The 17,417-nt window shown below is 63.3% G+C and carries 16 protein-coding genes; 11 read left to right on the top strand and 5 right to left on the bottom strand.

Annotated elements, in window-relative coordinates; all coding sequences use genetic code 11:
* Nucleotides 1-445: 445 nt before the first annotated feature.
* The gene (locus tag BFQ01_RS22570) at nt 446-1,372 is read right to left on the bottom strand and encodes a 2-hydroxyacid dehydrogenase (RefSeq protein WP_065926965.1); all 927 of its coding nucleotides are present in this window, start codon (nt 1,370-1,372) and stop codon (nt 446-448) included.
* A gap of 194 nt (nt 1,373-1,566) precedes the next feature.
* Between BFQ01_RS22570 and gabT the strand changes: the two genes are divergently transcribed.
* From gabT to BFQ01_RS22600, 6 genes are all read left to right on the top strand, one after another.
* Nucleotides 1,567-2,859 carry a 4-aminobutyrate--2-oxoglutarate transaminase gene (gene gabT / locus BFQ01_RS22575; protein ID WP_065926966.1) on the top strand — a complete coding sequence of 431 codons (1,293 nt, stop codon included), beginning with the start codon at nt 1,567-1,569 and terminating at the stop codon, nt 2,857-2,859.
* Between the two features lie 48 nt (nt 2,860-2,907).
* Nucleotides 2,908-3,552: a 2-haloalkanoic acid dehalogenase gene (locus BFQ01_RS22580; protein WP_065926967.1), complete on the top strand. Its 645-nt coding sequence runs from the start codon at nt 2,908-2,910 to the stop codon at nt 3,550-3,552.
* 45 nt (nt 3,553-3,597) lie between these two features.
* On the top strand, nt 3,598-4,086 hold the full coding sequence (locus BFQ01_RS22585; RefSeq protein WP_010449292.1) for an Lrp/AsnC family transcriptional regulator: 489 nt from the start codon (nt 3,598-3,600) through the stop codon (nt 4,084-4,086).
* A gap of 822 nt (nt 4,087-4,908) precedes the next feature.
* Nucleotides 4,909-5,679 carry a DUF4198 domain-containing protein gene (locus tag BFQ01_RS22590; protein WP_256097772.1) on the top strand — a complete coding sequence of 257 codons (771 nt, stop codon included), beginning with the start codon at nt 4,909-4,911 and terminating at the stop codon, nt 5,677-5,679.
* A 28-nt stretch (nt 5,680-5,707) separates the two neighbouring features.
* Nucleotides 5,708-6,913 carry a DUF1624 domain-containing protein gene (locus BFQ01_RS22595; protein ID WP_065926969.1) on the top strand — a complete coding sequence of 402 codons (1,206 nt, stop codon included), beginning with the start codon at nt 5,708-5,710 and terminating at the stop codon, nt 6,911-6,913.
* Between the two features lie 69 nt (nt 6,914-6,982).
* On the top strand, nt 6,983-8,323 hold the full coding sequence (locus BFQ01_RS22600; protein WP_370671272.1) for an OprD family porin: 1,341 nt from the start codon (nt 6,983-6,985) through the stop codon (nt 8,321-8,323).
* A 7-nt stretch (nt 8,324-8,330) separates the two neighbouring features.
* Here the strand turns inward: BFQ01_RS22600 and BFQ01_RS22605 are convergent, their stop codons facing one another.
* Nucleotides 8,331-9,155, bottom strand: a complete 825-nt coding sequence (locus BFQ01_RS22605) for a 5'-nucleotidase, lipoprotein e(P4) family (RefSeq protein ID WP_065926971.1) — start codon at nt 9,153-9,155, stop codon at nt 8,331-8,333.
* A 135-nt stretch (nt 9,156-9,290) separates the two neighbouring features.
* Nucleotides 9,291-10,499 (bottom strand): DUF1835 domain-containing protein, encoded by a 1,209-nt coding sequence (locus BFQ01_RS22610; protein ID WP_065926972.1) that lies wholly within the window; start codon nt 10,497-10,499, stop codon nt 9,291-9,293.
* A gap of 694 nt (nt 10,500-11,193) precedes the next feature.
* On the opposite strand from BFQ01_RS22610, the gene BFQ01_RS22615 reads away from it, so the two are divergent.
* Together BFQ01_RS22615 and fetB are read left to right on the top strand one after the other, a co-directional pair.
* Nucleotides 11,194-11,871, top strand: coding sequence for an ABC transporter ATP-binding protein (locus tag BFQ01_RS22615; RefSeq protein WP_065926973.1), 678 nt, complete (start codon nt 11,194-11,196; stop codon nt 11,869-11,871).
* Nucleotides 11,868-12,659, top strand: a complete 792-nt coding sequence (fetB, locus tag BFQ01_RS22620) for an ABC transporter permease (RefSeq protein WP_065926974.1) — start codon at nt 11,868-11,870, stop codon at nt 12,657-12,659. Before BFQ01_RS22615 ends, fetB begins: the two co-directional genes overlap by 4 nt.
* Before the next feature lie 190 nt (nt 12,660-12,849).
* Here the strand turns inward: fetB and BFQ01_RS22625 are convergent, their stop codons facing one another.
* On the bottom strand, nt 12,850-13,902 hold the full coding sequence (locus BFQ01_RS22625; protein ID WP_065926975.1) for an L-idonate 5-dehydrogenase: 1,053 nt from the start codon (nt 13,900-13,902) through the stop codon (nt 12,850-12,852).
* Nucleotides 13,903-13,916: 14 nt separating this feature from the next.
* Nucleotides 13,917-14,690, bottom strand: coding sequence for a glucose 1-dehydrogenase (locus BFQ01_RS22630; protein ID WP_065926976.1), 774 nt, complete (start codon nt 14,688-14,690; stop codon nt 13,917-13,919).
* Nucleotides 14,691-14,825: 135 nt separating this feature from the next.
* Between BFQ01_RS22630 and BFQ01_RS22635 the strand changes: the two genes are divergently transcribed.
* The 3 genes from BFQ01_RS22635 to BFQ01_RS22645 all read left to right on the top strand — a co-directional run bounded on the left by BFQ01_RS22635 (nt 14,826) and on the right by BFQ01_RS22645 (nt 17,373).
* Nucleotides 14,826-15,698: a LysR family transcriptional regulator gene (locus BFQ01_RS22635; protein WP_065926977.1), complete on the top strand. Its 873-nt coding sequence runs from the start codon at nt 14,826-14,828 to the stop codon at nt 15,696-15,698.
* 103 nt (nt 15,699-15,801) lie between these two features.
* Nucleotides 15,802-16,434: a glutathione S-transferase family protein gene (locus BFQ01_RS22640; protein ID WP_065926978.1), complete on the top strand. Its 633-nt coding sequence runs from the start codon at nt 15,802-15,804 to the stop codon at nt 16,432-16,434.
* An 18-nt stretch (nt 16,435-16,452) separates the two neighbouring features.
* Nucleotides 16,453-17,373 carry a LysR family transcriptional regulator gene (locus BFQ01_RS22645; protein WP_065926979.1) on the top strand — a complete coding sequence of 307 codons (921 nt, stop codon included), beginning with the start codon at nt 16,453-16,455 and terminating at the stop codon, nt 17,371-17,373.
* The last annotated feature ends 44 nt before the right edge of the window (nt 17,374-17,417 follow it).

The raw sequence follows: 17,417 nt of genomic DNA on the forward strand, positions 1-17,417 counted from the left end.
ACGCTCCAAAGCCTGCGTTCGGCCAGCGTGTTTGACGGGGCGATCCCAGATCAAAAACAAAGCGAGGCGGCCTTAAAGCCGACCTGATCTTTGACGCGTACGCGGTGTGGCTTCTACTTCCTTAACCGCTGACGAAGTCAGCAATCTTTTGATCTGCTCTGGCTCTGGCTTTTGATCTTGATCTCAGGCGCCCCGTTAACCACGCTGGCCGAACGCAGGCTTGAATCCGTGGGTAACCCGGCAGGACGCCGGGTTAGCCGTCCTGGGCCAGGGACGGCCCATGACGGCGGCCCACGGATTCAAGCCTGCGTTCGGGCATACCGAGCCTAGGCGAGGTACCGAGTGGTGGGGTGATGGCCTTTTGCTTACTTTTGGGCCTTTCCAAAAGTGAGCCGCTGTAAGAGCGGAACCATAGGCAGCCGTTACCGCAGCAACGGATATGTACTCAGTACCCCCGCAACCGATCCACCTCACCCACCATCTCCTCCCCCCGCTCAAACCGCCGAATATTCTCCAACAACACCCCAAACGCACTCTCCGGCTGGGTCATAGCCGCAATATGCGGCGTCAACAACACCTGCGGGTGCTCCCAAAACGGATGCTCCGGCGTCGCCGGCTCTTCCCGCAGCACATCCAGCACCGCCCCACTCAACTGCCCACTCTCCAGCGCCTCGAGCAAATCCTCTTCAACCAGGTGCCCCCCACGGCCCATATTCACCAACCCCGCCCCCCGTGGCAGTTGCGCAAACAAGCGCCGGTCCAGAATCCCCTGGGTCTGCTCCGTCAACGGCAACACGCACAGCAAAATATCGCACTGGCTGAGAAACGCCGGGAGTTGCGCTTCCCCCGCATAACACTCCACCCCCGGCACCTGGTGCGCACTGCGCGCCCAGCCGGACAGGGCAAAGCCCAGGGGTGCCAAGGTCGCCAGGATCTGCTGGGCCTGGGCACCCAACCCCATCACGCCCACACGCCGGTTCGCAGCCGGCTGCAACAGGTGCGCCTGCCAACAGCGCGCCACCTGCTGCTGGCGATAGCGCAGCATGTCGCGGTGCAGACTCAGCACCGCCCAACTGGCGTACTCGCACATGCCGCGGGTGATGCCCGGGTCCAGCAGGCGCACCACCGGCAGGCCCGCAGGCAGGCGATCAAGGTCCAACTGATCGACACCGGCCGACAAGGCGAACAACACCTTCAGGTTGGGCAGCACGCGGGCCAGATCTTCCGGTGCCTGCCAGGCGGCCAGGTAGTCGACCTCGGCGGGGTTGCCGAGGTCGGGCCAGGTGCGCCACTCGATATCCGGCGCGTGTTGGGCGAACAGTGCCTGCCAGTGTCGGCCGCGCACCGGGTCAGCTTTGTAGAGCAAGGCCATGGGCATTTCCTGCTGGATAAACGGAAGCATCATCATCGCCCAAAGCCCGGCGCAGGATCTGTTGAAACGCGGGGCGAAAACAGTTGATCCGAATTTCTCACGGGGCAAGTTCGGCGTAGTTGGTTGCCCGCAGGCCGTACTCTGGACTGCATCGCAACCACCTTCCGGTTGCCGGACTCACGATGGGAAATGCCATGAATAGCAAAGTCGACGAAACCCCTCATTTGCTCCGTCAGCGCGAGCAGTTCGTGCCCCGTGGCCTGGTGACCGCGCACCCGCTGGTGATCGATCGCGCCCAGGGCGCCGAATTGTGGGACGTGGATGGCAAGCGTTACCTGGACTTCGTCGGCGGTATCGGCGTGCTCAACATCGGCCATAACCACCCCAAGGTGGTCGCCGCCGTGCAGGCCCAGTTGCAGAAGGTTTCCCATGCCTGCTTCCAGGTGGTGGCCTACCAGCCTTACCTCGACCTGGCCCAGCGCCTGTGTGAAATGATCGGCGGCCAGGAAGCCTATAAAGCGGCGTTTTTCACCTCCGGCGCCGAGGCGGTGGAAAATGCGGTGAAGATCGCCCGCGCCCATACCAATCGCTCGGCGGTCATCGCCTTCCGTGGCGGTTTCCACGGGCGCACATTGCTGGGCACCACGCTCACCGGCATGAGCCAGCCCTACAAGCAGAACTTCGGGCCGTTTGCGCCGGAGGTGTTCCATACCCCTTACCCGAACGCTTATCGCGGCGTGACCAGTGACATCGCGCTCAAGGCCCTGGATGAGTTGCTGGCGACCCAGGTAGCGCCGGAGCGGGTGGCTGCGATCATCATCGAACCGGTGCAGGGCGATGGCGGTTTCCTCACTGCGCCCCCTGAGTTTCTCCAGGCGCTGCGGGCGTTGGCCGACAAGCATGGCATCGTGTTGATCCTCGACGAGATCCAGACCGGCTTCGGTCGCACCGGCACCTGGTTCGGTTTCCAGCACGCGGGCATCCAGCCCGACCTGGTTACCGTGGCCAAGAGCCTGGCCGGCGGCTTGCCGTTGTCCGGCGTGGTCGGCAAGGCGCACATCATGGATGCACCGCTGCCCGGCGGGCTGGGCGGCACCTACGGTGGTAATGCGCTGGCCTGTGCGGCGGCGTTGGCGGTGATCGATGCGTTCGAGCAGGAGCAGTTGCTGGCGCGCAGCCAAGTACTGGGCGAGCGCCTGCGCCAGGGGTTGCTCGATTTGCAGGCGCGCTACTCGCGCATCGGCGATGTGCGCGGCACCGGCTTTATGTTGGCGATGGAGTTGATCAAGGATGACCCGGCCCGCACCCCGGATGCCGACCTCAACCAACGCCTGATCGATGCAGCCCGGGCCGGTGGTTTGCTGGTGATCAAGTGCGGGGTACATCGCAATGTGCTGCGCTTCCTCGCGCCGCTGGTGACCAGCGAAGCCCAGGTCGACGAAGCGCTGGAAATCCTCGACGGCGCCTTGGCACGGGTCTTGAACTGAGGCTGTGCCCGCTACGGGCCAACTGCGGCATTGGAGGCTTGACCCCACATGGGACTGACAGATTATCGAGCGTTGCTGATCGATTGCGATGAAGTGCTGGTGGATCGCGATTCAGGGGTGTGGGCGGCGTTGCAGCCGCTGCTCGACAGCCGTGGCGGGCAGCCGGCCAAGGATCAGGTGCTGGCCGAATTCAACACGCAGGTTGCCAGGCTCTACCCGCGTTTCGCCGAGCTGGGCTTCAGTGGCGTGTTGTGTTTTGCCCATCGCCAACTGGCCGAAAGTTGGGGGCTGCACGCCAGTTGGGAGGAGGGCATGAGCTTTGCGCGTTCGGCGGGCAATTGGTCGTTGTTCGAGGATGCGCCGGGGGCCATGCTGTACCTGCGCAAGTTCTACCGTTTGCTGGTGCGTGGCGACCGTGATGCCGAGGACCGCGGGGTGTTGTGCGAGCGATTGGGGATTGCACCGGAAGATTTCATTTCCCTCGCCGAAGACCCGCAATGGCTCACGGACCGAGGCGCGCAGCTGCAACCGGTGCTGCATGTGACGCGACCGGCGGTCGGCGCACACGGGGCGCTGGACCGCTGTTTGATCGGCCGCCACCGGGCACGGCAGCCTTCGCCTTGTGCGGCGGAGTACTGCATCAACAGCATGGCGGATCTGGTGGCGCAGCATCAGCTGTCTTTACGGCGCTGATTTTGCTAGAAGATTGTCTTACAAACGGCAGTCAAGAGGTACGTGATGGAAGGGCAAGTCAAGCTGGACCGGATCGACATCAGTATTCTGGTTGAACTGCAAAAAGACGGGCGGATGACCAATGTCAGCCTCGCCGACGCCGTGGGCCTGTCCGCCAGCCCCTGCCTGCAACGGGTCAAGCGGCTGGAGTCGGCCGGGTATATTTCCAGCTACAAGGCGCACTTGAACCTGGCCAAGATCACCGACTCGGTGACGGTGTTTACCGAGATCACCCTCAGCGACCATAAACGCGAAGACTTCGCCAAGTTCGAATCGAATATCCGCCTGGTGGACGAGGTACTTGAGTGCCACTTGATCAGCGGTGGCTACGACTATCTGGTGCGTTTCATGACCCGCAGCATCCAGCACTACCAGGAAGTGGTCGAGAGCCTGTTGGATAAGAACATTGGCATCTCCAAGTACTTCAGCTACATCGTGATCAAGTCGCCGGTGCTCAAGGATGGCGTGCCGTTGCGCAAGTTGCTGCGGCACTGAAATCCGCGCGCTTTCCTGTGGGAGGGGGCTTGAACCTGATGGCGGCCTGACAGCCGACCAGGATGTTGGCGTGGAATGAGTACATATCCGTTGCTGCGGTAACGGCCACTTATGGTTTCGCTCTTACAGCGACTCACTTTTGGAGAGGCCCAAAAGTAAGCAAAAGGCCTTCGCCCCACCACTCGGCACCTCGCCCAGGCTCGGTGTGCCCGTAATCCGACAGTGATTTGGGGGGCCGCCGCCACGCGCCATCCATGGCGCGGGGCGGCTAAACCGGCATCCCTGCCGGTTTACCCCCCAAATCACTGTCGAATTCCGGCCAGCGTGGTTTAACGGGGCGCCTGAGATCAAGATCAAAAGCAAGATCAAGGGCGGCTCGCTTCGCATCGTGGTTACTGTTGGTGGCTACAACGTTGTAGATAGCTATGCCCCTGATGGCGGTCTTTCAGCTGACCCCGCTTTAGGGGGGGAACGGGTTCAAATGTGAGAGCTGGCTTGCCTGCGATGCAGGCACCTCGGTGCATCCGGTACACAGCTTTGCGCAGGGCGTGGGAACGATCAAAGCTCACTGCTTTTGCACCTCAATTGGACACGCCCCCCCGTAGTCTCGGCTAAACGCCTCATCTCGACGCAACCCGCATAAAACACTTTTTCGGGCCCTTAAACAGTGGTCTGCACCGATCCGTGGGTGCAATTCGGCGAAAAACGCAAAAGGGCCTGCGCTGTAATGCTCGCAGAGTGAGGGAGCGCAGGGTTGTGCGGTGTTTTCCAGCCGCGACAGCCTTGGGTTGAACACCACCAATCGGAGCGAAAAAAATGCGAATGAGCAACGCAAAAGCACTGTTGGGTTATGGGGCGTTCATGCTGGCGACCGCCAGCGAGGCGCATCAGATTTGGTACGAACAACTTCCCGGCCAGCCATTGGCCTTGTACTACGGGGAGTATGACAAGAATGTTCTGGAGGTGACCCCGGGGGGCATGGACCGGTTCAGGCAGCTGCGGGCCTGGTCGATGGCCGACCGGTCGGCACCGCTGCAGCTGAGCCTGCAGCGCCAGGCGTTCCTGCTGGCGGAGCAGCCCGGGCAAGAGGATTCGCTGCTGGCGCAAGACCTGCACTATCCGATGTTCGATGTGCATGAAGGCGTCAAGACCTTGAAAGCCGCCTGGACCCCGGCCACGCGTTGGGTCGGTGACCTGCGGGCCCGTAGCCCGGAGCTGACCCTGGATATCGTCCCCACCGGCGTTGCCGAGGCGGGCCGTGCGCAGTTCCGGGTGTTCTACGCGGGCAAGCCGCTGACGGGCCAGGAGGTCGTGCTGGAAACCGCCTCCGGTGAAGTCTTCAAGCAGCGCAGCGATGCCGCCGGCAACGTCAGCTTCGAGCTGCCCTGGCAGGGCACTTACGTGGTGGCCGTCGAGTACCAGGACAACAGCCCTGGGGAGCGTCTTGATCCGGCGGGCAAGCCCGAGCGGTTTGACGTCAAACGCTTCAGTTCGACGTTGTCGTTCCACCGCCAGCAAGGCCAGGCGGCGTTACCTCGCGCGCCGTCGCAACTGCCGGCATCGGAAGTCGCCAGGCTGAAAAAGTCAGCCTGATTCATTGCCTCCTTCATGAGTGATTGATATGACCCTTTCTTCAGGATTGGCCGGTCAGGCGGGCACTGTTGCGCCGACGCTTGCCCGCACGAACGTCACGGCGGCCACGCGCATGCTGGCTATCGATGCGCTGCGTGGTTTTGTGATGCTGTTGATGCTCATCGACCATGTGCGCGAAACCTTCTTGCTGCACCGGCAGGTCACCGACCCGATCGACGCCTTGAGTGTCACCCCGGACCTGTATTTCACCCGTATGCTCAGCGAGATCTGCGCCCCGGCGTTTATCTTCCTGACGGGCTTGTCGGCCTGGCTCTACAGCCAGAAACACAGCGCCCGCGAAACCTCGGTGTTTTTGCTCAAGCGCGGGCTGTTCCTGGTGTTCCTGGAAATCACCTTCGTGTGCTTTGCCTGGAATGCCGAATTCCCACCCAAGACGTTGTGGCTGCAAGTGATCTGGTGTATCGGCCTGTGCATGATCGTGCTCGCCGGTTTGCTGCACTTCAAGCGCGCCTGGCTGATCGTGCTGGGGGTGGCGATTGTCGCCGGGCATAACCTGCTCGACGGCGTGAGCGTCGGGCCGGAGTCGCCGTTCTTCGTGCCCTGGTCGATCCTGCATCAGCGGGTGTTTATCGACATTACCGAATTCACCCGCGCCCGCACGACGTATCCGATATTGCCGTGGATCGGTGTGATCCTGCTGGGCTGGGGCATCGGCCCGTGGTTTGGCAAGGCAATGCCGTCGGCGGAGCGTATCTCGCGCCTGGTCAAGCTGGGTGCAGGCCTGCTGGTCGCGTTCGTGTTTATCCGCTACCTCAATGTGTATGGCGAGAAACCCTGGGTGCAGACCGGTGATGCGCTGCGCACCTTCATGAGCTTCATGAGCGCGAAGAAATACCCGCCGTCGCTGATGTTCCTGATGCCCACCCTGGGCCTGTCGCTGCTGCTGTTGGCGCTGTTCGAGAAGTGGCAGGCCCGCTGGGCCACTGCGACCCTGGCGATCTACGGTGGGGCGCCGATGTTTTTCTACTTGCTGCACCTGTACGTGCTCAAGGCCATGTACCTGGTCGCGCTGGCGATCTGGGGCGCCAACCAAGGCACCTACTACGGTTTTGACGACCTGCCGATGGTGTGGTTGTGGAGCGTGATACTCGGGGTGTTGCTGTTCTTCCCGACACGCTGGTTCGCCGACCTCAAACAGCGTCGTCGCGACATCGCGATTCTCAAATACCTCTGACGGAACCAACGGTGTTCTGCGTCCTGCGGAACACCTTTGCCTGACACGTTCTGGAGTCAAACCGTGAAGATGCTATCGACCCGCACCCTGCTATTGGCATTGGGAGGGCAGAGCCTGCTCGCCTTCGCCGCCGAACAAGACACCGCCAAAGGCTTTATCGAGGACAGCCAGTGGAACCTGCTCAACCGCAGTGTCTACGACCGCCGCGACTACCAGCATGGCGCCCTCAGCAACGGCGCACGCAACGCCTACAAACCGCGATCCCAGCGCAGCGACCTGGCGGAAGAATGGGCCTATGGCCTGATGGCTGACTACGCCTCGGGTTTCACCACCGGTACCCTGGGTTTTGGCCTGGATGCGCACGTTTATTCCGCCTGGCAACTGGACAGTGGCGGTGGGCGCGCCGGGAAGGCACGGCTATTGGCGGTGGACAATGACGGCCACCCCAAGGAGCAGTTCAGCCGCGGTGGCGCAGTTGCCAAACTACGCGTTTCCTCCACCGAATTGCGCTACGGCGAGCAGCGGGTGAAAACCCCGGTGTTTGCCTCGTCCGACAGCCGCTTGCTGCCCGAAACCGCGACGGGATGGTGGTTGACCAGCCGCGAGTTGCCGGCCACCACCCTGTTCGCGGGGCACTTCAATGAGAGCACCGACCGCAACGCCAGCAGCCATGACCGAGGGTTTGTCGTCAACTATTCCAACGGCAGGCAAGGCGACCGCTTTGACTTGGTGGGCGTGCGCAATACGGCAATCAAGGGGCTGAGCGCCAGCGTGTTCAGTGCTGTCTATGAAGACACCTGGCGCCAGCATTACCTGGGGGCGGTCTACACCCGGCCGCTGTTTCCCGGCCAGGCACTGACCGTTGACCTGAACCTGTATCGCACCCAGGACACTGGCAAGGCGTTGTCGGGGCGCATCGATAACACCACATGGAGCCTGCTCTCGACCTATCGGTTCGGTGCCCACAGTGTGGGCGTGGGGTATCAGAAAGTCAGTGGCGACACGCCGTTCGACTACGTGACGCGCGGGGCGATTTACCTGAGCAACGCCGTGGCGTTGTCCGACTTCAACGCCCCACGGGAGGCCTCGTGGCAGGCGCGCTATGACCTGGACCTGGCGGCCCATGGCATGCCCGGCCTGAGCCTGGCGGCGTTGTATGTCCGCGGCAGTGGCATCGACGGCCGCCACATGGATCCTGGCGGTGGCTACCAATGGCTCGGCTACGGTGATGGGGGCAAACACTGGGAACGCGACCTGCAAGCACGCTACGTGGTGCAGTCCGGGGCCGCGAAAAATCTCGCCTTTACCCTGCGCCATGCCGTGCACCGGGGCAATGCGGCCCAGGCGGAGCTGGATGCCAACCAGATCCGCCTGGCGGTCGAGTACCCGTTGGGCGGGCGCTTGCACTAGGCCGGCGTTATTCCTGCAACTGCAACGCCTGCTGCTTGAGCTGGCGTTTCTGCGCGAACGGCAGCTTTTCATCGTCCCCATAGGGCGCGCTGTACCAGTTGCCGTAAGTCGGGTTGGGCAGCAAAAACCAGCGCTGCCCGAGCCAGTTCACATAGGGTTCGACGGCCTTGCGCTGGGCCTCGAGGGTGTTGCGTTCGGCCTGGACGAAATCCCCCAGGGAATCACCGGCCATCAATAGCACGCGAGCATGGCTGGCGACCCATTGGCGGCGGCAGTTCTTGCCGTAGCCGGCGCTTTCGCAGTGCCCGGTAGGCGTGCTGGCGGCGAGCACCTGTTGATGGCTCTCCACCGGAAAACCGCGCAGGCGCAGGTTGGCCACCGTGGCCGCGACCTGGCTGTGCTCGCGGTTGGTCAGGTAGTAAACCGTGATGCCTTTTTGTTGCGCCGCTTGCAGGAACGCCACGGCACCGGGGAGGGCCTGGGCCTTGGCCTGGTCGACCCAGGTGTTCCAGCGGTCGTAGCCATACACTTGGTTATTGATGACGTCGCGGGCATTGAGCGGCACGTTGTCCAGCAGGGTTTCGTCAATATCCACCACCACCGCCGGCGGCAGGCCGCTCAGGTTGCGGGGCGGGAAGGGCAGCGCGTCCCAGCTGGGATCGGCCAGCGCCACGTCGAGCTGGCGGGTGGCATGGGCGAAGACCTGGCGATAGATCAACTCGTGTTCGATGGAGGTCTGGGTCCAGAGTACGGCGTCGAGCTGGTCGTTGGCCGGCGGCGTTTGTTGGCAGCCTGCCAGCAGGCACAGGCTGGCGAAGATCAGGGGTCGCATGCAGAGGTCTCGCAGGGAAAGGGCGCGTGGGCGGCACCTTAGCCTGATTCAGCGTTGATGCACCACCGTCTTCAGCCTGGGCGCCGATGACTACTAAAACAGCCCGCCGTGGGTGATGCACGGCGGGCTGTTTTTTTACGGTGTTCTGTACTGGGGGCGCAGGGCCTCATCAATCATCCAGTGCGGTTGGCCGGGCCTGATGCACGTTCCGCCCACCCAGCGTTCGTGGCTGGCATGGTCGAGCCAGTACGCCTGTCCGTTGAGCACGCTATGGCCCAAGGGGGTCAGCGACAGCGGGCGGCGGGGCCAGTCCAGATGCGCCTCGGTTTCCGTCAGCAACGGCTGCTCGCCATCGATCAACGGCCGCAACAGCGCATGAAACATCATGTCCCCCAGGAACGGCAGCGGGTCGCGCCTGGCCGCCAGTTCGGCGAACACACGGCCAAACGGCAGCGGCCCGGCTTCGGCGAGGTAGGTCAGGGCCAGGCGCTCGGTCAGCGACAGGCCATCGCGTGTTCCCGGCAACTCCTGTAATTGACGCAACAGCGCCGGCGCCAGCAAGGGCAGGGCCGGGTGTTTGCCATGGGCAAGCTCGGCCAACGGGGTCGGTGAGCTGTCGCAATAGGCCGACCAGGCCTGTTTGGCCAGTTGCACCGCATCGTCACCGATGAGGCGCCGCTGTAGCCATAGCCACGCCAATACATCCGGCGCCAACTGGCCGATACCGATAAAGCGCTCGACACCGGGAATACGATCCACCTCGATCAGCTCCAGCTTGGGCGGTGCCTGCTCCAGGCCGGCCAGGGCACGGATCAGGAACAACTGGTCATAGGCGTCCGCCTCGCACCACAGCACGCTGTGCTCGGCACTGGCCAAGGTGTGGAGCTGATCGTATTCATCGTCGACGCGGCGCGTGACGTCCGCTAAGGGCAGGGCAAAGGCCTGGCTGATGAACTCGCTGCGCAGGGCGCGGAATTCTGCGGTGGGTATGTCGCGAACCGGCCCCATGCACAGCGGGTCGCTCAGCATGTGGAAGTGGCCCTTGAACCCGGCAATCTGAAGGCTATGGGCAATGTCATTGCCGCAGCGCCAGTGGGTGGTGCGCGCTTCGTCGCTGGCGGCAAAGTCGGGATGGCGGGCGGCGAAATCAATGGCGTCGACATGGGCCTTGAGCTTGGGCCAACTGCTGAAACCCAGTTGCCTGGCGATCTGCCATTGGGCCTGAGACAGGGTGGCGCCGGGGTCCTGGGCTTTCAGCTGGCGCAACAGTTCCTTGGCGCGCTTGCGCTGTTGCTCAAGGTTGAGACGGCCATCGGTGTTGGAGGATACAGGGCGTTGCGACATACGATCTCCTTGCACAAACCTTTTCCGCTTTAAGGTTGGGAGTCGTAGAAATGAGGTAGAGCTTCATTGTCCTGGGCGCAGCCCTTTCCGCGGAAGGTGGCGTAGAGAGCGCCAGGCGGGAAATATAGGCACTGCGGCGTTTGATTGCAAATCGGGCTTGGGATCAAACCCGTACTCTTTTTTGGGTTGCACGGGGTCAAGTGTGGGAGGGTGCTTGCTCCCGATGGCGATGGGTATCTACACAACTTTTCAGATCCTGACAAATCTCCCTGTGGCGAGCGGGCTTGTCCTGCGCTGGGCTGCGAAGCAGCCCCAAAACCAGCCTCTACAGAGTGTCTGATACACCGCGTTCTTCTTTACTGGGGCTGCTACGCAGCCCAGCGCGGGACAAGCCCGCTCGCCACAACAGCCCAATCTGCGGGGCGTTCAGCGTTGAGCCAAAGTTGTGTAGATACCTATGCCCCGATGGCGGCCTCTGGGCCGACCTTTTTTTTGGATTGGGCCGGGTACATATCCGTTGCTGCGGTAACGGCCGCTATGGGTTCCGCCCTTACGGCGGCTCACTTTTGGAAAGGCCCAAAAGTAAGCAAAAGGCCTTCGCCGTAGTGGTGGCGATAGTTTGAAATTTTTCATGAAAACTTCCCGCGCCTGCCGCACCATTGCGCCCAACAGGTTTAAGAGGAACACCGCGTCCATGAGTGCACTGATCGAAACCCGCGCCCTCACGCGCATGGACGAGCGCCGCCAGGTGCTGTTGCTCCAACCCACGAGTTTCACCTTGAACCGCGCCGACCGGGTGTCGATCACCGGTTCCTCCGGCTCTGGAAAAAGTGTGTTGCTGCGCGCATTGGCGTTGCTGGACGCCCCCACCAGCGGGCAGGTGCTGTGGAATAGCCAGCCGATTGTCGATGCGCAGATTCCGCACTACCGCAGCCATATCAGCTACCTGTCCCAACGCCCGGCGCTGCTCGAAGGCACGGTGGAGGACAACCTGCGTTTTCCCTTCAGCCTCAAGACCCTGCGCCAGCGTCGCTTCGACCCGGAAGCGGTGACCACTTTGCTGGGGCATGCCGGTAAGGCGGCGGATTTTTTGACCAAGAACGCGTTGGACCTGTCGGGTGGCGAGGCCCAGGTGGTCTCGCTGATCCGCACCCTGCAACTCAACCCCGAGGTGCTGCTGCTGGACGAACCCACCGCCGCCCTCGACCCCACCTCATCCCGCGATGTGGAAGCGTTGATCAGCGCCTGGTTTGCCGGCGACAATGCCCGCGCCTATGTCTGGGTGTCCCACGACCTCGACCAGGCCCGGCGCATGAGCGACATCCACTGGCAGATGAGTGCCGGGGTGTTGAGCGAGGCGGCCCAGCCATGAATTATCAGAATCTCACCGCCCTGGACATGGTCATCGCCGCTTCGCTGATCCTGGTCAACGGTGCGCTCTCCCTGCTGCTGCGCCTGGGCCTGGGCCGCCAGTTGCTGTGGGCGGCGGTGCGTACCGTGGTGCAACTGTCGGCCATCGGTTACCTGCTGGGCTGGGTGTTCGCGTTCGCCTACTGGTATGTGGTACTGCCGTTGATGGGCGCAATGACCCTGATCGCCGGGCTGTCGGCGGCGGGGCGTGGGCGTCGCACGTACCGGGGGCAAAGGGTCGACAGCATCCTGTCGGTGTGGGGCAGTTCGTGGCTGGTGACGGCAGTGGGCTTGTTTGCGGTGATCCGCATCCACCCGTGGTACGAGCCTCAGTACGCGATCCCGATCCTCGGCATGATCCTCGGCAACACCCTGACCGGCGTGTCCCTGGGGATCGAACGCATGACCCAGGAACTGACCTCGGGGCGCAACACCATCGAGATGATCCTGGCCCTCGGCGGCTCACGCTGGGAGGCGGCGCAGGAAGCGATCCGCCAGGCGGTACGCGCGGGGATGATCCCGACGCTGAACCAAATGACCGTGGTCGGCATTGTCAGCCTGCCCGGCATGATGACCGGCCAGGTGCTGGCGGGGGAAAGCCCGGTGGACGCGGTGCGGTATCAGATCGTGATCATGTTCCTGATTGCCGCGTCGTCGGCGTTGGGCACGGTGGGGGCGGTGTTGTTGACCTATCGGCGGTTGTTTTCCAGGAGCCACCGGTTTTTGCGTGAGCGCTTGCAAGAGCGCTAAGCGTTCAGTTAAGCGAAAGTGATTCACTGTAGGAGCGAGCTTGCTCGCGAAGAACTCAGGGCCACCGCGCTTATCGAGAATGAGCGCGTTGTCTGGGCGTTTTTCGCGAGCAAGCTCGCTCCTACAAAAAGCCTGGGGCAAGCCCGCTCGCCACAAAAGTATGGCTGACCCCGAAGGGCTCATCACAGGTTCAAGGCTGATCCACCACGCCAAAATCCAGCACCACCTTCATCGCCTGGGTCTTGTCCGCCGCCAGTTCAAACGCCTGCACCGCCTGCTCGAACGGCACCGTGTGGGAGATCACCGGGCACACGTCGATAACCTGGCGATTGAGCAAGTCCACCGCCTGGGCAAACTCACTGTGGAAGCGGAAGGTGCCGCGCAGGTCGATCTCGCGGCTGACCAGCAGGTTCAGCGGCAGCGACACCTCACCGCCCAAGCCGACCGTGACCAGCACGCCGCGTGGGGCGATGCAGTCCAGGCCGTTACGCAGGGCCTGGGCACTGCCGGAGACTTCGAACATCACCTCGAAGTAACCCTTCTCGGCGGTGTAGCGCTTGAGCGCGTCGATGCCGTCGGCGATGTTGTGGGTGCGCGTGGCGCCCATTTTTTTCGCGCAGGCCAGGGCGCTGGCGGACAGGTCCACCGCGACGATTTCAGCCGCACCGGCGGCGCGCAGGCCGGCGATCAGCAGGTTGCCGATGGGGCCGCAACCGGTCACCAGCACGCGCTTGCCGAATACTGCGCCGGCCCGTTGGATCGCATGCAACCCCACCGACAGCGGTTCGGCCAGTGCACCTTCGGCGAGGCTGACATGATCGGCCAAAAGATGTGCCTGATGCGTCTCGATCACCAGGCTCTGGCGGAACGCGCCCTGGATATGCGGGAAGGGCATCGCGCTGCCGTAGAAGCGCATGTCCAGGCAGTGGTTGGGCAGGCCTTGATGGCAATAACGGCAAGCACCGCACGGGCGCGAGGGCGATACGGCAATGCGCTGGCCGACCTTGAACCGGCCGGCGTCGGAGCCCACGGCATCGATCACTGCCGACACTTCATGGCCGAGCACCATCGGCTCGCGCAGGCGCACGGCGCCGAAGCCGCCGTGCTGGTAATAGTGCAAGTCCGAGCCGCAGATGCCGCCGCGGGCAATGCGCACGCGCAGTTGCTCGGGGCCCAGGCTGTGAGGTTCGTCCTGGGGGCTGACCCGCAGGTCTTTTGAGGCGTGGCAGACAATGGCGTGCATAAGGTTCTCCAGGGTTACAGCGACGCGGTGATGCCACCGTCGACATAGAGGATATGACCGTTGACGAAACTCGCGGCATCGCTGGCCAGGAACACCGCCGCACCGGCCAACTCAGCGACGTCGCCCCAGCGTCGGCTCGGCGTACGTTGCACCAGCCAGTCGCTGAACTCGGGGTTGGTCACCAGGTTGGCGTTCAACTCGGTCTTGAAGTAGCCGGGGCCGATACCGTTGACCGTCAGCCCGTGGGGGCCCCAGTCGATGGCCATGCCCTTGGTGAGCATCTTCAACGCGCCTTTGCTCGCTGCATACGGCGCGATGCCCGGGCGGCCCAATTCACTTTGCACCGAACAGATATTGATGATGCGCCCACGCTTGCGCGGGATCATCGCTCGCGCCACGGCCTGGCCCACCAGAAAGGCGCTGTCGAGGTTGGTGCTGATCAGTTCGCGCCAATGCTGCTCGCTGTAGTCTTCCAGCGGCCCACGGCGCTGCATGCCGGCGTTGTTGACCAGGATGTCCAAGGGCCCGAGGCGTTCCTCGATAGCGGCCACGCCGGCCTGGATCGCCGCGCTGTCGGTCACATCGAACGCTTGGGTGTGCACCTCCAGGCCGTCAAGGGTCAGCAGCGCGGCCGCGTCGCGCAAGGTGCTGCGGTTACGCCCGTTGAGCACCACCCGCGCACCGGCCTGGGCCAGGCCTCGGGCGATGGCCAGGCCGATACCGGCACTGGAGCCGGTGACCAGCGCCAGCCGGCCATCGAGGCGAAAGGTGTCTAGAACGCTTTGCATGGGCATGTTTCTCCGGGCGCGCTTGTGATAATCAAAACAACGGCTGATTGGCTTAACTTCACTCCGGTGTAGGGCGCAGGTCCAATGTTCATTTATGATCGGCTGATCAATATCCGTGATAACCGGGGAGGATCGATGGAGCTCAAGCACTTGCGCGCCTTTGTGGTACTGGCCCAGGAGCTGCATTTCGGCCGGGCGGCGGCGCAGTTGTCGATTGTGCAACCGGCCCTGAGCATGCAGATCAAGCTGCTCGAAACTGGCCTGGGCGTACGCCTGCTGGACCGCAATCGCCACTCGGTGACCTTGACCGATGCCGGTCGGGTATTCCTGCCCGAAGCTCAGGCGACCCTGCACCAGGCCGCGCGGGCGGCGGAGGCGGCGCGGGCGTCCAACCGGGGGGAAATCGGCCGGGTGCGCCTGGGCTTTGTGTCGTCGGTATTGCCGCACCTGTTACCCGAGTTGATCCGCACGGTGCATCAGCGCTACCCGCGTATCGAGCTGGAACTCAAGGACATGCCCGGCCCCGATCAAGCCGCCGCGCTGAAGAACGATCGCCTGGATTTCGGCCTGATGCGCCTGCCTGCCGCCTACCCTGGGGTGCAGACCCGCGTGGTGCTGCGCGAGCCGTTCTGCGTGGCCCTGCCGATGGATCATCCGCTGGCCGCGCAGGCGTCGATCCAGCCCGGCGACCTGCTCGACGTGCCGGTGTACATCCTTGCGCGGCGCTATGCGCCGGGGTTCTACGACGAGTTTATCCAGGCCGTGGGCATCCCTTTGCAGATCGCGTCCGAACTGGGCGAGTTCACCACCATGCTCGCGCTGGTCTGCGCCGGGTTGGGCGTCGGCGTACTGCCGCAGCAGGCCGCGCGGGCGTTGCCGGCCAATTGTGTGTCGCGGCCACTGGCGTTGGGGGCGTTTCAGGCGCGTACGGGGTTGGCCTGGACCACGTTGGACAGTGCGGTGAAGACCACGCTGTTTGCGTTGATCGTCGAATTGTTTGGCGAGTGATTGTTTCACCGGCTGAAATGCTGGATTGTAAAAGCTGGTGATTCCAGTGGTCGGCGCAGCGGTGGAACATACCGGTGTCAAAACCCCACCCTTGGAGCCTTACATGTCCCAGCCTGCGATCAAACTCTATGGTTTCCCCTTGTCCGGCCATTCCCATCGGGCCGAGCTGATGCTGTCCCTGCTGGGATTGCCCAGCGAGTTCATCCTGGTGGACCTCAAGCAAGGCGCGCATAAAAGCGCTGACTTCACTGCGACCATCAACCGTTTCGGCCAGGTCCCGGCGATTGACGATAACGGCACCGTACTGGCGGACTCCAACGCGATCCTGGTCTACCTCGCCACGAAATACGGCAAGGGCCAATGGTTGCCAAGCGACCCGGTGGGGCAGGCGCGCGTACAGCGCTGGCTGTCGGCGGCCGCCGGCCAGCTGCACGCCGGGCCCGCCACCGCACGGCTGGCTGTGGTATTCGGTGCCGATGTGGATGCGGCGGCGGCGATCAGCCGTGCCCATGGCTTGTTGGCACTGGTGGAGCAGCAACTGAGCGAAACCCGCTTCCTGGCGGGGGAGCAAGCGAGCATCGCCGATATTGCGTTCTACACCTATGTGGCCCATGCGCCGGAAGGCAATGTGTCGCTGGCCGACTACCCTAAGGTGCGCGCCTGGCTTGCCAGTATCGAGGCCTTGCCGGGATTTGTGGGCATGCCGCGTACGGCGGTAGGGTTGCAATCACATTAACGTTGCTGAGGCGCATCGATGGACCGATTTCACGAAATGCAGGTGTTCCTGGCAGTGGCCGAGGAGGAGGGGTTTGCCGCCGCGGCGCGCCGCCTGAACACCTCGCCCCCCAGCGTGACCCGGGCCATCGCCGCCATGGAAGCGCGCATCGGCACCCAGCTGCTGGCGCGCACCACCCGCAGCCTGCACCTGACCGAGGCCGGCCAGCGTTACCTCGAAGATTGCCGGCGCATCCTCGCCGAGCTGGACGAAGCCGAAGAAGCGGCGGCGGGCAGTTATTCGATCCCCTGCGGCCACCTCACGGTGACCGCACCGGTACTGTTTGGCGAGTTGTATGTGGCGCCGGTGCTGGGCGAGTACCTTGACCGTTTTCCGCTGGTGAATATCAATGCCTTGCTGGTGGATCGGGTGGTCAACATGGTCGACGAAGGGGTGGATGTGGCGGTGCGTATCGGTCATCTGCATGAGCCGGGGCAGCAGGCGATCAAGGTCGGTGAGGTGCGCCGGGTGGTGTGTGCGGCGCCGGCTTACCTGGCGCAGCAGGGCCGGCCTCGGCACCCGTCGCAGTTACGCGAGGCGAAGCTTGCTGCCTCGTCTTCCAGCCAATTGCTGAGCGAGTGGACATTTGTCGAGGGCGGCCAGCCATTGGCGGTGCCGGTGGAGCCGCGCCTGGTGGTCACGGCGAACAACGCGGCGATCAATCTGGCGAGAGTGGGTTGGGGCATCACGCGGGTGCTGTCCTATCAGGTCGCGGCGGCGGTGGCGGCGGGTGAGCTGGAGATTGTCCTGGAGGACTTTGAACCGGCAGCGCTGCCGATCCAGGTGGTGTTCCAGAAAAGCCCACGGGTGCCGGCCAAGATCCTCACCTTTGTCGATTTCCTCAGCCATCGCCTCGGCCAGGACGCAGCTTTGAACCCGGCGATGCAGCGGCGCGGCTGATGGAACGTTATCGCGACATGCAACTGTTCGCCGCGCTGGCCGGG

This window comes from Pseudomonas sp. 8 R 14 (assembly GCF_900005955.1).
Taxonomy (GTDB): Bacteria; Pseudomonadota; Gammaproteobacteria; order Pseudomonadales; family Pseudomonadaceae; genus Aquipseudomonas; species Aquipseudomonas marginalis.

Coding starts and splice junctions, on each gene's coding strand:
- BFQ01_RS22635 (WP_065926977.1), top strand. CDS start 14,826: ATGGAGCTCAAGCACTTGCGCGCCTTTGTGGTACTGGCCCAGGAGCTG.
- BFQ01_RS22605 (WP_065926971.1), bottom strand. CDS start 9,155: ATGCGACCCCTGATCTTCGCCAGCCTGTGCCTGCTGGCAGGCTGCCAA.
- fetB (WP_065926974.1), top strand. CDS start 11,868: ATGAATTATCAGAATCTCACCGCCCTGGACATGGTCATCGCCGCTTCG.
- BFQ01_RS22625 (WP_065926975.1), bottom strand. CDS start 13,902: ATGCACGCCATTGTCTGCCACGCCTCAAAAGACCTGCGGGTCAGCCCC.
- BFQ01_RS22610 (WP_065926972.1), bottom strand. CDS start 10,499: ATGTCGCAACGCCCTGTATCCTCCAACACCGATGGCCGTCTCAACCTT.
- BFQ01_RS22615 (WP_065926973.1), top strand. CDS start 11,194: ATGAGTGCACTGATCGAAACCCGCGCCCTCACGCGCATGGACGAGCGC.
- BFQ01_RS22590 (WP_256097772.1), top strand. CDS start 4,909: ATGAGCAACGCAAAAGCACTGTTGGGTTATGGGGCGTTCATGCTGGCG.
- gabT (WP_065926966.1), top strand. CDS start 1,567: ATGAATAGCAAAGTCGACGAAACCCCTCATTTGCTCCGTCAGCGCGAG.
- BFQ01_RS22645 (WP_065926979.1), top strand. CDS start 16,453: ATGGACCGATTTCACGAAATGCAGGTGTTCCTGGCAGTGGCCGAGGAG.
- BFQ01_RS22585 (WP_010449292.1), top strand. CDS start 3,598: ATGGAAGGGCAAGTCAAGCTGGACCGGATCGACATCAGTATTCTGGTT.
- BFQ01_RS22640 (WP_065926978.1), top strand. CDS start 15,802: ATGTCCCAGCCTGCGATCAAACTCTATGGTTTCCCCTTGTCCGGCCAT.
- BFQ01_RS22570 (WP_065926965.1), bottom strand. CDS start 1,372: ATGGCCTTGCTCTACAAAGCTGACCCGGTGCGCGGCCGACACTGGCAG.
- BFQ01_RS22630 (WP_065926976.1), bottom strand. CDS start 14,690: ATGCAAAGCGTTCTAGACACCTTTCGCCTCGATGGCCGGCTGGCGCTG.
- BFQ01_RS22580 (WP_065926967.1), top strand. CDS start 2,908: ATGGGACTGACAGATTATCGAGCGTTGCTGATCGATTGCGATGAAGTG.
- BFQ01_RS22595 (WP_065926969.1), top strand. CDS start 5,708: ATGACCCTTTCTTCAGGATTGGCCGGTCAGGCGGGCACTGTTGCGCCG.
- BFQ01_RS22600 (WP_370671272.1), top strand. CDS start 6,983: ATGCTATCGACCCGCACCCTGCTATTGGCATTGGGAGGGCAGAGCCTG.